13 protein-coding genes are annotated in these 15,544 nt (G+C 26.3%); all 13 read left to right on the top strand.

Going from position 1 to position 15,544, the window contains the following annotated elements:
- The first annotated feature begins 50 nt into the window (after positions 1-50).
- The 13 genes from dxr (at position 51) to EV215_RS05870 (ending at position 15,476) form a co-directional block, all read left to right on the top strand.
- The gene (gene dxr / locus EV215_RS05930) at positions 51-1,196 is read left to right on the top strand and encodes a 1-deoxy-D-xylulose-5-phosphate reductoisomerase (protein WP_134113081.1); all 1,146 of its coding nucleotides are present in this window, start codon (positions 51-53) and stop codon (positions 1,194-1,196) included.
- Complete coding sequence (locus tag EV215_RS05925) at positions 1,196-1,954, top strand: phosphatase PAP2 family protein (RefSeq protein WP_134113080.1); 759 nt, start codon at positions 1,196-1,198, stop codon at positions 1,952-1,954. The genes dxr and EV215_RS05925 overlap by 1 nt, the downstream gene beginning before the upstream one ends.
- A gap of 10 nt (positions 1,955-1,964) precedes the next feature.
- A complete protein-coding gene (locus tag EV215_RS05920) occupies positions 1,965-2,645 on the top strand; it encodes a dTMP kinase (protein WP_134113079.1) in 681 nt (226 codons plus the stop codon).
- 14 nt (positions 2,646-2,659) lie between these two features.
- Positions 2,660-3,679, top strand: a complete 1,020-nt coding sequence (gene rseP, locus EV215_RS05915; RefSeq protein ID WP_134113078.1) for an RIP metalloprotease RseP — start codon at positions 2,660-2,662, stop codon at positions 3,677-3,679.
- Between the two features lie 261 nt (positions 3,680-3,940).
- Positions 3,941-4,108, top strand: a complete 168-nt coding sequence (gene fdxA, locus EV215_RS05910) for a 4Fe-4S ferredoxin (RefSeq protein WP_134113077.1) — start codon at positions 3,941-3,943, stop codon at positions 4,106-4,108.
- A gap of 38 nt (positions 4,109-4,146) precedes the next feature.
- A complete protein-coding gene (gene fdxA, locus EV215_RS05905; protein ID WP_134113076.1) occupies positions 4,147-4,311 on the top strand; it encodes a 4Fe-4S ferredoxin in 165 nt (54 codons plus the stop codon).
- Positions 4,312-4,582: 271 nt separating this feature from the next.
- Positions 4,583-6,268, top strand: coding sequence for a 5'-nucleotidase C-terminal domain-containing protein (locus tag EV215_RS05900; RefSeq protein ID WP_134113075.1), 1,686 nt, complete (start codon positions 4,583-4,585; stop codon positions 6,266-6,268).
- Positions 6,269-6,401: 133 nt separating this feature from the next.
- Positions 6,402-9,983: a 5'-nucleotidase C-terminal domain-containing protein gene (locus tag EV215_RS05895; protein WP_134113074.1), complete on the top strand. Its 3,582-nt coding sequence runs from the start codon at positions 6,402-6,404 to the stop codon at positions 9,981-9,983.
- Positions 9,984-10,450: 467 nt separating this feature from the next.
- A complete protein-coding gene (locus EV215_RS05890; protein ID WP_134113073.1) occupies positions 10,451-11,173 on the top strand; it encodes an amino acid ABC transporter permease in 723 nt (240 codons plus the stop codon).
- Positions 11,166-11,897: an amino acid ABC transporter ATP-binding protein gene (locus tag EV215_RS05885; RefSeq protein ID WP_134113072.1), complete on the top strand. Its 732-nt coding sequence runs from the start codon at positions 11,166-11,168 to the stop codon at positions 11,895-11,897. The genes EV215_RS05890 and EV215_RS05885 overlap by 8 nt, the downstream gene beginning before the upstream one ends.
- A 64-nt stretch (positions 11,898-11,961) precedes the next feature.
- Entirely contained in the window at positions 11,962-12,687 is a 726-nt protein-coding gene (locus EV215_RS05880) for a basic amino acid ABC transporter substrate-binding protein (RefSeq protein ID WP_134113071.1), read from the top strand.
- 179 nt (positions 12,688-12,866) lie between these two features.
- Positions 12,867-14,240 carry an argininosuccinate lyase gene (gene argH / locus EV215_RS05875; RefSeq protein WP_134113070.1) on the top strand — a complete coding sequence of 458 codons (1,374 nt, stop codon included), beginning with the start codon at positions 12,867-12,869 and terminating at the stop codon, positions 14,238-14,240.
- 27 nt (positions 14,241-14,267) lie between these two features.
- Positions 14,268-15,476, top strand: a complete 1,209-nt coding sequence (locus tag EV215_RS05870; RefSeq protein ID WP_134113069.1) for an argininosuccinate synthase — start codon at positions 14,268-14,270, stop codon at positions 15,474-15,476.
- Positions 15,477-15,544: the final 68 nt, after the last annotated feature.

Below are 15,544 nucleotides of genomic sequence, written 5' to 3'. Positions count from 1 at the left end.
TTTGGGTCTTTTATTTTTCTATAATTATTTTAGAGAGAGGAAGAGAAAAAATGAAAAATATATCTATTTTAGGATCTACAGGAAGTATAGGAACAAATGCATTAGAAATTATACGAGAATTGAAAAATGAGTTTAATGTAATAGCTTTAACAGCTAATAGTAATTATAAATTTTTAGCAAAACAAATAAAAGAATTTAAACCTAAATATGTAGCAATAGGAACAGAAGAAGGATATAAATTTTTGAAAAACGAATTTAACAATATCGAAATATTTTATGGAAAAGAAGGCCTTAAAGAAATAGGAAAACTTAATGAAACAGATATTATTTTAACTGCAGTAAGTGGAGCAATAGGACTTGAAGCTACTATAGAAGCTATTAAAAAAGAAAAAAGAATAGCACTTGCTAATAAAGAAACAATGGTAGCGGGAGGAGACTATATTAATAGTTTATTAAAAAAATATAAAGCAGAAATAATACCTGTAGACAGTGAACATTCAGCATTATTTCAATCATTATTAGCAGGAAAAGATAAAGAAGTAAAAAATTTAGTATTGACAGGTAGTGGAGGAACATTTAGAGGGAAAACTATAGAATTTTTAAAAAATGTAGAATTAGAAGATGCATTAAAACATCCTAATTGGAGTATGGGTAAAAAAATAACGATAGATTCATCTACACTTATAAATAAAGGGCTTGAAGTAATTGAAGCACACCAATTATTTAATATAGACTATGATAAAATAAAAGTAGTAATACACCCACAAAGCATAATTCATTCAATGGTAGAATTTGTTGATAATAGTATTGTTGCACAAATGGGAGTTCCAGATATGAAAATACCTATTCAATACGCTTTTAGCTATCCAGAAAGACTAGAGAATAAGATTATTGATAGACTAGATTTTATGAAATATTCGAATTTAACTTTTGAGGAAGTAGATAATAAAGTATTTAGAGGTATAGAATTAGCTTTTTTTGCAGGAAAAATAGGAAAAAGTATGCCAATTGTATTTAATGCAGCAAACGAAATGGCGGTAGAACTTTTTTTAAATAATAAAATAAAATTTTTAGATATTTATAAAATAATAGAAAATGAAATGAATAATCATAAAACTATAAATATAGATAACTTGAATGTAATATTAGAAGTAGATAGAGAAATAAGAGATAAAATTAGAAGGGAATATTTATAATGGATCAAACACATAAAAGAATAAAGCAATTTTTTGATAGAAATGATACAATTCAATTTATTTTTTATCCTTTATATATACTTATAATAATAGAAATAACAAAAACAATCAATTTTTTAGATATGATGAGATATGTAATGATTAATTTTTTTTCAAGAATTAATATTTTTTATTTAGTTTTAATATTAGTTATAGAATATTTAATAATTAAATTTATAGATAAAGTAATTACAAAATATTTTTTTGAGAATAATACAATTTTATTTTATTTTTGGGGGAAATTAGGGTATATGATAGGAAAAGGTGATATTTTATCAGCTTTATTAATAATAGTAGTTATTTTTATAAAATTTTTAAATTTAGATAACAGTATAGAAAGACTATTTTTAATAACTATAATAAGTTCTATTTTTTCAGGTATATTTGTAAATATAATAAAACCTTTTATAACAAGAAAACGTCCAGAAAAAAAACTTAATAATTTTGATTTATTTAAATTTAAAGAAGCTATTTTAGAGAAGAAAATGTTTAAGCATGAATATTTAAGTAGTCCATCGGGACATACAACGTCTATATTTTCTGCAATGGTTCCTTTATATTTATATTATAATAACTTTATATTTATTATAATAGCTTGTTTTGTGGGTGTATCTAGAATAATATCTAAAAAACATTGGACAAGCGATGTAATGTTAGGAGCAGTACTAGGATCAAGTATTGGGTATTATTTTTATGAATATTTTTTATTAATAAATTAGGAGGATATAAATGGGAAAGTTAATAGTTATAGAAGGTAGTGATGGAAGTGGAAAACAAACTCAAACAGAAAGACTTTATAAAAGATTAAAAAATGAAAATAAAAAAATAAAGCTTATTAGTTTTCCAAATTATGAGAGTAAAGCAAGTGAACCAATTAAAATGTATTTAAGAGGAGAATTTGGGGATAATGTAAAAGAAATAAATCCATATCCAATATCTACTATGTATGCAATAGATAGATATGCTTCATTTAATAAAGAATGGGGGAATTTTTATCAAGAAAATGGAATAGTAGTATCTGATAGATATACAACTTCAAATATGATACATCAAGGAGCAAAAATAAAAGAATATCATAAAAAAATAGAGTATTTGAATTGGTTAAAAGACTTGGAATATAATAAAATAGCATTGCCAATACCAGACATAGTTATATTTTTAAATATGCCTACAAAACAAGCTTTAGAACTTATCTCGAATAGAGAGAATAAAATAACAGGAAAAAAAGAAAAAGATATACATGAAAAAGATATAGAATATATGAAAAAATCATATGAAAATTCATTAGAAATAGCTAAAATAGAAAATTGGTATAAGATAGAATGTGTAAATGAAGAAGGTCAGATTAAAAGTATAGAAGAAATACATAATGAAGTTTATCATGTTGTTAAAGATATTTTAGAAAAATAAATTAAGGAGGAGTAATGACTTTATTGATTACTTTATTAATATTAAGTATAATTATATTTATTCATGAGTTGGGACATTTTTTAGCTGCAAGAGTTTTTAAAATGCCAATTAGTGAATTTTCGATTGGAATGGGTCCAGAATTATTAAGTTATAAAAAATCTTATACTAAATATAGTGTAAGAGGAATTCCAATGGGTGGTTTTGTAAATATTGATGGAATGGATATAGAGAAACCAGTTGAAAATGGATTTAATTCAAAACCTGCATATCAAAGATTTATAGTTTTATTTGCAGGGGTATTTATGAATTTTGTATTAGCGTTTATTATTATGATGTCGCTTACATTTATTAGCGGAAAATACGATATTGTTGATGATGGAAGTATAGGATATATAAGCGAAAAAGCTCCAGCTTATAATGACTTGAAAGTAGGAGATAAAATTAAAGAAATAGATAATATAAAAATAGAAAATTGGAATGATATAACAGTAATAATGAGAAATATAAAAAAAGATAAGTTAAATATGGTTATTGAAAGAGATGGTGTTTTAATAGAAAAAAAAATAAAGCTTATATATGATGAAAAAAATCAAAAATATATGATAGGGATAAATCCTAAATATATTCATTCTAAATATGGTTTTATTGAAGGAATTAAAGAAGGGGTTAAATCTTTTAATGAACTTTTTTCTACAGTATTTAAAGGTCTTAAAATGCTTGTTAAAGGAGAAGTTAAATCTGATGAAGTATCAGGACCTATAGGCATGGTAAGAATTGTAGATGAATTTGTAAAAACAGGGAAAATATTGCTTGTATGGCTTACTGCTATGTTATCTGTAAATATAGGGATATTTAATTTATTACCATTTCCTGCTCTTGATGGCGGGAGAATTATATTTGTAATTTTAGAAATGATAGGAATAAAAATAAATAAAAAAATAGAAGAAAGAGTACATCTAATAGGAATGGTTATTCTTATATTACTGTTTTTTATAATTACAGGAAATGATATAAAAAACATTTTTAAAAAATAATAATTTATAAATTCACAAAAATTTTGATTTTCAAATAAAATTGTGAAAAATAATAATGTAAAAGTATAAGAAAACTAATGAAAAAAGAATGTAAATATATACTGTACATATTAAGTGAAAAAAATATTTTTTAAAACTATAAAATATTTGAATCTCAAAACAATATAAACGTTTAAATCCCTTTAAAATAAATAAGTTCTTGACAATATAGCTTAAAAACAGTATATTATTAATGTAATAAAATTTGAAGGAGGTAATGTAATGTACGTAATAGATAAAGAAACATGTATAGGATGTGGAGCATGTGAAGGAACTTGCCCAGTATCAGCAATAAGTGAAGCAGATGGAAAATATGAAATTAGTGAAGCATGTATAGATTGTGGAGCGTGTGCAGGAGTATGCCCAGTAGAAGCAATAGCTGCTGGATAAATAATAAATAGAGTATATATTTAATAGGAGGTAATGTAATGTACGTAATAGATAAAGAAACATGTATAGGATGTGGAGCATGTGAAGGAACTTGTCCAGTATCAGCAATAAGTGAAGCAGATGGAAAATATGAAATTAGTGAAGCATGTATAGATTGTGGAGCATGTGAAGGAGTATGCCCAGTAGAAGCAATAGCTGGATAAATCAAGTGAATATATTTTAGGGACTGCAATTTTGCAGTCTTTTTTTATTATGAATTTAATTATAAAAAACATTTGACATATGTCGTTAATATTAAATATCATTATTAATAAATAAATTTGAAATTTAAAAAAAAATAGGGTAATATTATATAGAAACTAAAAATTTTAAAGAGGTTTAATTAAAAAAAATGATACCGTTTACAAAAAAAGTTTATTATATATAGAGAAAAAAATAAATTTTCTCTAAAATTTAAAATACAAGGAGGAGAATATGAAAAAAACATTGAAAACATTGGCATTATTTTTATTAATTTCTGTTTTCGCATTTGCAGAAGGAGTGAAAATTGATATAGTAACATTTAATGATTTTCATGGTCATGTAAAAGAAGGTAGAAAAGAGCTAGGAATGGCTAAAATAGTAGGATATGTAGATGCATTAAAAAAAGAAAATCCAAATGTATTAGTAGTATCAGCAGGAGATAACTATCAAGGGACAGCAATATCAAACTTAACAGTAGGAGCACCAGTAAATGATATGTTTGAATTACTTGATTTAGTAGGTTCAGCAATAGGGAATCATGAATTTGACTGGGGAGTAGAAAAAATAAAAGAATGGGAAGATAAAGGAGTAGCCTTTTTAGCATCAAACATATATGATAAAGCAACAAATAAACCAGTATCATGGGCAATGCCATATAGAATAGTAGAAATAGCAGGTAAAAAAATAGCATTTATAGGTTTATCAACAGAATCAACAGCTTATCAAACAAAAGTAGAAAATGTAAAAGATTTAAAATTTATACCAGTAGAAAAAGCAGCTAAAGAATGGGTAGAATATTTAATGTCAGGGAAAGCATCAGAAGGGAAACCAGATGCAATAATAGCATTAACACATGTACCAACAGTCCAAGATAGAGATACAAAAGAAATAACAGGAGATGAAATAGAAAGATTATCAAAAGTAAAAGGAATAGATGCAATAGTGACAGGACATAGTCATAAAATAGTATCAGGAAAAATAAATGGAATACCAGTAGTACAAGCATATAAATATGGAAGAGCCTTAGGAAGAATAGAACTAATGTTTGATAAAGAAAACAAATTAACAGTAAATGCATATGTAGATTTAGCATATAAACATAAAGAAGATATACCAGTATCAAAAGAAGCGAAATTAAGATATGAAATGAGAGAAGAAAAATTAAAACCAATTTTAGGAAAAGTAGTAGGAAAACTAAATGAAGATTTAATACATGATAGAAGTGCAAAAAATTTAACACCATTAGGTTATTGGGCAGCAGACATAATGAGAAAAGCAACAGGAACACAAATAGGATTAACAAATGGAGGAGGACTAAGAAGAAGTCTATATAAAGGAGACATAACAATGGGTGACCTTTATGAAGTAATGCCATTTGATAATCAATTAGTAACAATGAAAGTAAGTGGAAAACACTTAAAAGAGTTAATAGATCATGGAATAGATGCAGATTACATGACAGATGGACAATTTGCAGGATTATATGTAGTGTATAATCCAGATAAAGAATATGAACATAGAGTAGAAATGTTGGCATTAGAAGATGGAACAATAGTAGAAGATGATAAATGGTATACATTAACAACAAATGATTTTATATTAGGTGGAGGAGATAAATACAACTTTAAAGGAGCAAAAGAAGTAGTAGATACATATGTTCAAATAAGAGATGTATTAGAAGAAGCAATAGAAAAAGAAAAAGAGGTAAAAGTACCAAATATAGAAGGAATAATGATACCAGTAACAGAATATAAAGTGAAATCAGGAGATTCATTATGGAAAATAATAACTTCATTTGATTCTAAATTAGATAATACAAAAATATCAGAAACAATATCAAATCTTGTATTAATAAATAGAATTAAAAATCCTGATTTAATTTACATTGATCAAACATTAAAAGTACCATTAAATTAATATCGAAGAAAAGTAAATAATATTTTAGTATAATAAAGTAAATAAATTTGAAATTTTATAAAAAATAATATAAAATTATAATGTAGTGTTAAATTATTTATTTGAAAAACAAATAAAAATAGGAGGGGAAATTATGCAATTAAAAAAACTATTTATCCTTTTTACATTGTTAATCACAATAGTTTCGTGTAATAGTAACACTGTAAAAAAAGAAGTAGTAAATGAAGTTCCTACAAAAACAGAAACAGTGGTAGAAACTCCAAAAGCAGAAGAAGCTATTAAAGTAACAGAATCTGCAAAAGTAGAAGAAACTAAAGCAGAGGAAAGAAAAGTGGAAGATTTAGTAGTAACAAATAAAAATAATCCACCAGTAATAAAAGGAACAGAAGATTTAAATGAACAAGAAGTTGTAATTGCTTTAACTTCTGATATGCATGGAAGAATTTATCCGTATGATTATGCAATCGATTCGGAGGATAAAGATGCGGGATATGCTAAAATATATACTTTAGTAAAACAATTAAGAAAAGAAAATCCAAATATGATATTATTAGATAATGGAGATACAGTACAAGATAATAGTGCAGAATTATTTAATGATATGAATCCACATCCTATGGTAGAAGCAATGAATTTTATGGGAACAGATGCTTGGACTATAGGAAATCATGAATTTAATTTTGGTAAAGATTTTCTTATAAAAAATATTAATAGTTTTAAAGGTAGTGTAATTTCTGCAAATATTTTTAATAAAGATGATGGTTCTTATTTTGTACAACCATATCAAGAGTTTATTGTAAATGGTGCTAGAGTAGTAGTAATAGGAATTACTCCACCACATATACCAAAATGGGAAGCTTCAACTCCTGAACATTTTAAAAATTTGATTTTTCAAGAAACAAAAAGAAGTCTTCAAGCAACTTTAGATGAAATAGGAGATAATTTTGATGTATTAATAGGAGCGTTTCATTTAGGAAGAAAAGGAGAATATGGAGGAGCTGGAATATATGATTTAGCAAAAGCTTTTCCAGAGTTTTCAGTAATATTTGGTGGGCATGAACATGCTACTTATGTAGAAGATGTAAATGGAGTAAAAATAATAGAACCTGGTAAATATGGTTCATCACTTGCAGTAGCAGGAATAAAATTAGTAAAAACTGATGGAAATTGGGAAGTAAAGGGTGTAGAAGCAGCTAATCTATCTACAAAAGAAGTAGAACCTGATAAAGAAATGCTTGAAAAATTTAAATATGTACATGAAAAATCATTAGCTGATGCAAATACAGTTATTGGTGAAGTAACAGATGATTTTATAAAAGGTGTAGATTATATAACAAAAGCTGATAAAGTAACAACTATGCCAACTGCTCAACTTCAAGATACAGCAGTAATTAATTTAATAAATAGAGTACAAAAAAAATATGCAAATGCAGATATTTCATCAGCAGCATTATTTAATTTTGGTTCAAATCTTAAAAAAGGACCATTTAAGAAAAAAGATGTAGCATATATCTATAAATATCCAAATACATTAGTAGGAGTGAATATAACAGGTGAAAATTTATTAAAATATATGGAATGGTCAGCTTCTTACTATAATACTTGGAAAGAGGGAGATATAACTATTTCATTTAATGAAAATGTTAGAGGATATAATTACGATATGTTCTATGGAGTAAATTATGAAATAGATTTATCTCAAGAACCTGGAAATAGAATAAAAAATGTAATATTTAATGGTAAACCATTTGATAAAAATAAAACTTATAAACTAGCAGTAAATAACTATAGATTTGGTACATTATTATCATTAGGGCTTGTAAAACCAGAAGATAAATATTTTGATTCTTATGCAGAAATGCAAGATGCAGGAAGAATAAGAGATCTTATAATTAAATATACAAAAGAAATGGGAGGAAAACTATCTCCTAAAGTTGAAAACAACTGGAAAATTGTAGGAATTAAACTTGATTATCCAGGAAAAGAAGAAATATTAGATAAAGTAAGATCGGGAGAAATTCAAATACCTAGATCGAAAGATGGAAGAACATTAAATGTAAAATCATTAAATATATATGATTTTCCTAGAGATGTAAAAATTGATATAGTAACATTTAATGATTTTCATGGTCATGTAAAAGAAGGTAGAAAAGAGCTAGGAATGGCTAAAATAGTAGGATATGTAGATGCATTAAAAAAAGAAAATCCAAATGTATTAGTAGTATCAGCAGGAGATAACTATCAAGGGACAGCAATATCAAACTTAACAGTAGGAGCACCAGTAAATGATATGTTTGAATTACTTGATTTAGTAGGTTCAGCAATAGGGAATCATGAATTTGACTGGGGAGTAGAAAAAATAAAAGAATGGGAAGATAAAGGAGTAGCCTTTTTAGCATCAAACATATATGATAAAGCAACAAATAAACCAGTATCATGGGCAATGCCATATAGAATAGTAGAAATAGCAGGTAAAAAAATAGCATTTATAGGTTTATCAACAGAATCAACAGCTTATCAAACAAAAGTAGAAAATGTAAAAGATTTAAAATTTATACCAGTAGAAAAAGCAGCTAAAGAATGGGTAGAATATTTAATGTCAGGGAAAGCATCAGAAGGGAAACCAGATGCAATAATAGCATTAACACATGTACCAACAGTCCAAGATAGAGATACAAAAGAAATAACAGGAGATGAAATAGAAAGATTATCAAAAGTAAAAGGAATAGATGCAATAGTGACAGGACATAGTCATAAAATAGTATCAGGAAAAATAAATGGAATACCAGTAGTACAAGCATATAAATATGGAAGAGCCTTAGGAAGAATAGAACTAATGTTTGATAAAGAAAACAAATTAACAGTAAATGCATATGTAGATTTAGCATATAAACATAAAGAAGATATACCAGTATCAAAAGAAGCGAAATTAAGATATGAAATGAGAGAAGAAAAATTAAAACCAATTTTAGGAAAAGTAGTAGGAAAACTAAATGAAGATTTAATACATGATAGAAGTGCAAAAAATTTAACACCATTAGGTTATTGGGCAGCAGACATAATGAGAAAAGCAACAGGAACACAAATAGGATTAACAAATGGAGGAGGACTAAGAAGAAGTCTATATAAAGGAGACATAACAATGGGTGACCTTTATGAAGTAATGCCATTTGATAATCAATTAGTAACAATGAAAGTAAGTGGAAAACACTTAAAAGAGTTAATAGATCATGGAATAGATGCAGATTACATGACAGATGGACAATTTGCAGGATTATATGTAGTGTATAATCCAGATAAAGAATATGAACATAGAGTAGAAATGTTGGCATTAGAAGATGGAACAATAGTAGAAGATGATAAATGGTATACATTAACAACAAATGATTTTATATTAGGTGGAGGAGATAAATACAACTTTAAAGGAGCAAAAGAAGTAGTAGATACATATGTTCAAATAAGAGATGTATTAGAAGAAGCAATAGAAAAAGAAAAAGAGGTAAAAGTACCAAATATAGAAGGAATAATGATACCAGTAACAGAATATAAAGCAGAACCAGGAGATTGTTTATGGAATATAATTAAAGCTGCAGACAATACTTTAAGTGATAAAGAAATTTTGAGTATTGTAAAAGATTTAGCGCTAATAAACAGATTAGAAAATCCTGATTTAATTTACATTGATCAAACATTAAGATTACCATTAGATAATTAATTAAAAAAAAGCATATATAGAATTTCTATATATGCTTTTTTATTAATAAAAACAGTTATTTATATAAAATATATATTCAAAACATAAAAAATATATAAAAAATTATTGACAATCTTTTGATTGTTTGTTACAATTAGCTAAATTAAAATTGTGCAAAGATCAGGAGAAAGAATTTCTCTTGTGAGTATAACTTACCCTTGGTAGTATACCTTTATGGGGAGAAAATAATAAATATAACTTTCTCCAATAAAGGGGTATTAACAGGGGTATTTTTTATTTATAAATTATTCGAGGTGAATTAAAATGAAAAATTTAAGGAATTTTAGGAATGAAAAAAATATTATAAAACTAAATAAAATTTATTAATAGGAATAGTCTATAGATTTTGTATAATTTTAAATCTCTATAGCCTATTATAGGCTTTTTTTATTACAAAAAAATATTTATATATAAATACAGGAGGTAGAATGAGTTATTTAGAAACATTAAAAAATATCTTTATTAATGATGGAAGATATATGTATATTATAAAAGGATTGGGTTTTTCAGTAGGAGTTACGATTTTTGCAGCTTTTATTGGACTTGTAGTAGGTATAATACTTGCATTATTTAGACTTTCTCGTTTTTATCCTTTAAAAAAATTTGAACATTTAAATGAAGAAATAAAAAAATTTAATCCTTTAGAATTGTTTGCATTACTTTATGTAGATTTAGTTAGAGGAACTCCAGCAGTCGTACAATTGATGATATTAGCTAATATTGTATTTGTAGGAGCGCTTAGAGATACACCTGTTTTTATAGTAGCTGGTCTTGCTTTTGGACTTAATAGTGCAGCTTATGTAGCTGAAATAATAAGAGCAGGAATTCAAGGATTAGATAAAGGGCAAATGGAAGCAGCAAAAGCTTTAGGTATGCCTTATAGATTAGCAATGAAAGAAATTATCATTCCGCAAGCAATAAAAAAAATATTACCAACACTTGTAAGTGAATTTATAACACTTCTTAAAGAAACATCTATAGTAGGATTTATTGGAGGAGTTGATTTACTTAGATCGGCTAATATTATTACAAGTCAAACTTATAGAGGGGTAGAGCCATTATTAGCAGTTGGATTTATATATTTGGTACTTACTAGTTTATTTACTAAATTTATGAGAGTTGTAGAGAAGGGAATGAGAAAAAGTGATTAAAATTGTTGATTTACATAAATATTATGGAGAATTAGAAGTATTAAAAGGAATAAATAAAGAAATAAAAAAGGGAGAAGTTGTAGCAATAATTGGACCTTCTGGAAGTGGGAAATCAACATTTTTAAGATGCTTAAATCTTTTAGAAGAACCAACAAATGGTCATATTTATATTGATGGAATAGATATTTTAGATAAAAAGACAGATATAAATAAAGTAAGAGAAGAAAAAATAGGAATGGTTTTTCAACATTTTAATTTGTTTCCGCATAAAACAGTGCTTGAAAATCTTACATTAGGGCCTATAAAAATTAAAAATTTTACACAAAAAGAAGCAGAAATAATAGCATTTGAACTTCTTGAAAAAGTAGGATTAAAAGAAAAAGCGTATGTTTATCCTAATAGTTTATCAGGGGGGCAAAAACAAAGGATAGCTATAGCTAGAGCACTTGCAATGAAACCAAGTATATTATTATTTGATGAACCTACAAGCGCACTTGATCCTGAAGTAGTAAATGAAGTACTTGAAGTAATGAAAACTTTAGTAAAAGAGGGAATGACAATGCTAGTTGTGACTCATGAAATGGGATTTGCTAAAAATGTAGCTAGTAGAGTATTTTTTATGGATAGAGGGAATATACTAGAAGATGATGAACCTAAAAAAATATTTGAAAATCCTAGTCACGAAAGAACAAAAGAGTTTTTATCAAAAGTTTTAAACCATTAGAAAATTAATGAATATAAAAAATATTAATATTTTAAAATAAATAAAAAATAAGGAGGAATATTTTATGAAGAAAATTTTAACTTTAGTAATATTAGCAACAATATTTTTAGTGGGATGTGGAGGAAATAAAGAAAAAACTTATGTAGTAGGAACGAATGCGGAATTTCCACCATTTGAATATCGAGAAGGAGATAAAATAATTGGATTTGATATAGAACTAATTGAATTATTAACAAAAGAAGCAGGAATTAAATATGAAGTAAAAGATATGAGTTTCGATGGATTATTACCAGCATTACAAACCAAAAAAATAGATTTAGTAGTATCTGGAATGACAGCTACAGAAGAAAGAAAAAAATCTGTAAATTTTACAAAAAGTTATTATTCTACAAGTCAAGTAATAATAGTTAGAGAAAATCAAAATAATATAAAATCATTTGATGATTTAGTAGGTAAAAAAGTAGGAGCAATGATTGGAACTACAGGAGATTTAATAGTAAGTGATATAAAAGATGTAAATGTAAAAAAATATAATGCTTCTTATGCTGCTATACTAGATTTAAAAGCGGATAAAATAGATGCTGTAGTACTTGATTCAGAACCAGCAAAAAATTATGTGAAACAAAATAAAGGGATAAAAGTAATTGAAGGAGTATCTGTAACAGAAGAATATGCAATAGCTTTAAGAAAAGAAGATAAAGAATTATTAGAAAAATTAAATAAAGCATTTGAAACAATAAAAGCAAATGGAGAATATAAAAAACTTTATGATAAATATTTTAGTAAATAATTAAAATGTTTTGAAAGGAAAAAAGATGAGGTCTAGGTATAATTTAAAAGAAGGAAAAAATAAATAGACTTTGAAAATAAAAAATAGTGACAAAAAATATGCACTGTTTTTTACAGTGTATATTTTTAAGCCAAACAAAAAAGTCCTATAATAAAAAAGGAAAACTGAAAGGGGAAAATATGAAGCTTTGGGGAGGAAGATTTAATAAAGAAAGTTCAAAATTACTAGAAAAATTTAATGCATCAATAACTTTTGATATAAGAATGTATAAAGAAGATATTATGGGAAGCATAGCGCATTCAAAAATGCTTGCTAAGCAAAATATTATATCTAAAGAAGAGCAAGAAAAAATAGAAAAAGCATTAAAAGAAATAGAGTTAGAAATAGATAATGATGAATTAGAATTTTCATTAGCTGATGAAGATATACATATGGCAATAGAAAAAAGACTTATACAAAAAATAGGTGATACAGGGAAAAAATTGCATACAGCTAGAAGTAGAAATGATCAAGTTGCTCTTGATATAAGACTTTATTTAAAAAAAGAAATAAAAAATATAAAAGAAATAATAATTGATTTATTAAAAGTAATAAAAGAAGTTGCAAAAAATAATAAAGAAGTTATATTACCTGGATATACCCATCTTCAAAGAGCACAACCTATACTTTTTGCACATCATTTATTAGCATATTTTGAAATGTTAAAAAGAGATTATGATAGATTAAACGATCTTTATAAAAGAGTAGATGTAATGCCACTTGGAGCATCGGCACTTGCAGGAACTACATATAATATAGATAGACATTTTGTTGCAAAAGAGCTTGGATTTGGTAAAGTAACAAATAATAGTTTAGACAGTGTAAGTGATAGAGATTTTATTGCAGAAACAAATTTTGTAATAGCTATGATAGCTATGCATATGTCAAGATTTTCAGAAGAAATTATACTTTGGGCTACTAGTGAATTTGGATTTATAAATCTTGATGATGCGTATTCTACAGGTTCATCTATTATGCCACAAAAGAAAAATCCAGATATAGCTGAACTTGTAAGAGGAAAAACAGGTAGAATTTATGGAAATCTTATCTCTATACTTACTGTAATGAAAGGATTGCCATTAGCATATAATAAAGATACACAAGAAGATAAAGAAGGAGTATTTGATTCAATAGATAATATAAAAATATCATTAGAAATTTTTAAAGAGATGCTTGCAACAATAAAAGTAAATAAAGAAAATATGATAAAAGATATTTATAAAGGATTTATAAATGCAACAGATATAGCTGATTATTTAGCAAAAAAAGGAATACCTTTTAGAGAGGCGCATGAAGTTGTAGGAAAACTTGTAGCTTACTGTGAAGAAAATAATAAATACTTGAACGAACTTACTTTTGATGAATATAAAAAATTTAATGAAAAATTTGAAGAAGATATTATAGAAAAAGCAAAAATAGAAACTTGTATAAAAGATAGAAATTCTTATGGTGGTACATCGTATAGTGAAGTCGAAAGACAATTAAAAGAGGCAGAAAAATTTTTAAAAAATTAAAATAAAGATTTATAGGAGGGATTATTTATGAAGAAAGATAAAGTTGTATTAGCATATTCAGGAGGATTAGATACATCGATTACTATACCATGGTTAAAAGAAAACTACGATTTAGAGGTAATTGCTTGTTGTGTAGATGTAGGACAAGATGATGATATGGAACAAGTAAAAATAAAAGCAATAGAATCTGGTGCATCAAAAGTATATGTAGAAGACTGTAAAGAGGAATTTTTAACAGAATATGCATTTAAAGCTTTAAAAGCCGGAGCTGTATATGAGCATAAATATTTATTAGGAACGTCTCATGCAAGACCATTAATAGCAAAAAAACTTGTAGAAGTAGCTCATAAAGAGGGAGCAAAATATATATGTCATGGGTGTACAGGAAAAGGAAATGACCAAGTTAGATTTGAAACTGGGATAGCGGCTATTGACCAAAGTATTAAAATAATTGCACCTTGGAGAATATGGGATATAAAATCAAGAGAAGATGCAATAGATTATGCTAATGCTCATGGAATAAAATTAACTGTAACAAAAGAAAAAATATATTCAAGAGACCAAAATTTATGGCATATAAGTCATGAGGGAGGAGATATTGAATTTTTAGAAAATGAACATAAAGATGAAATATATATGATGGTAAAACCTTTAGAACAAGCAAAAGATACAGCAGAATATGTAGAAATTGAGTTTAAAAAGGGAGTTCCAGTAGCTGTAAATAATGAAAAATTAGATGCAGTATCTTTAGTTACAAAATTAAATAAAATAGCTGGAGAACACGGAATTGGAGTTATTGATATTATTGAAAATAGAATTGTAGGAATGAAATCAAGAGGAATATATGAAACACCAGGAGGAACATTGCTTTATGCAGCTCTTCAAGAATTAGAATCAATTTGTCTTGATAAAGATACAATGTCATTCAAAAAAACAGTAGCTCAAAAATATGGTGATTTAACTTATAGTGGATTATGGTTTACTCCATTAAAAGATGGATTAGATGCTTTTATTGATAGCATAATGGAAAATGTAAGTGGAAAAGTAAAATTAAAATTATATAAAGGAAATATAAAACCAGCAGCAAGAATATCTAAATATGCATTATATGACGAAGGAATATCATCATTTGGAGCTAGTGATATGTATGATCATAAAGATGCAGAAGGATTTATAAAATTATTTTCATTACCAACAAAAGTACAGAGTTTAATTAAAAGTAAAAATTCAAAATAAACAAATTAGAAAGTATGGGAAAATATTTTTAAGGGAACCGTGGAATTAATAAAAAATTTAATGTGTAT

Origin of the sequence: Hypnocyclicus thermotrophus (assembly GCF_004365575.1) — a bacterium.
GTDB classification, from domain to species: domain Bacteria; phylum Fusobacteriota; class Fusobacteriia; order Fusobacteriales; family Fusobacteriaceae; genus Hypnocyclicus; species Hypnocyclicus thermotrophus.
Note: the sequence above shows the minus strand (reverse complement) of the source record. Positions and strands in the feature narration are given on the sequence as shown.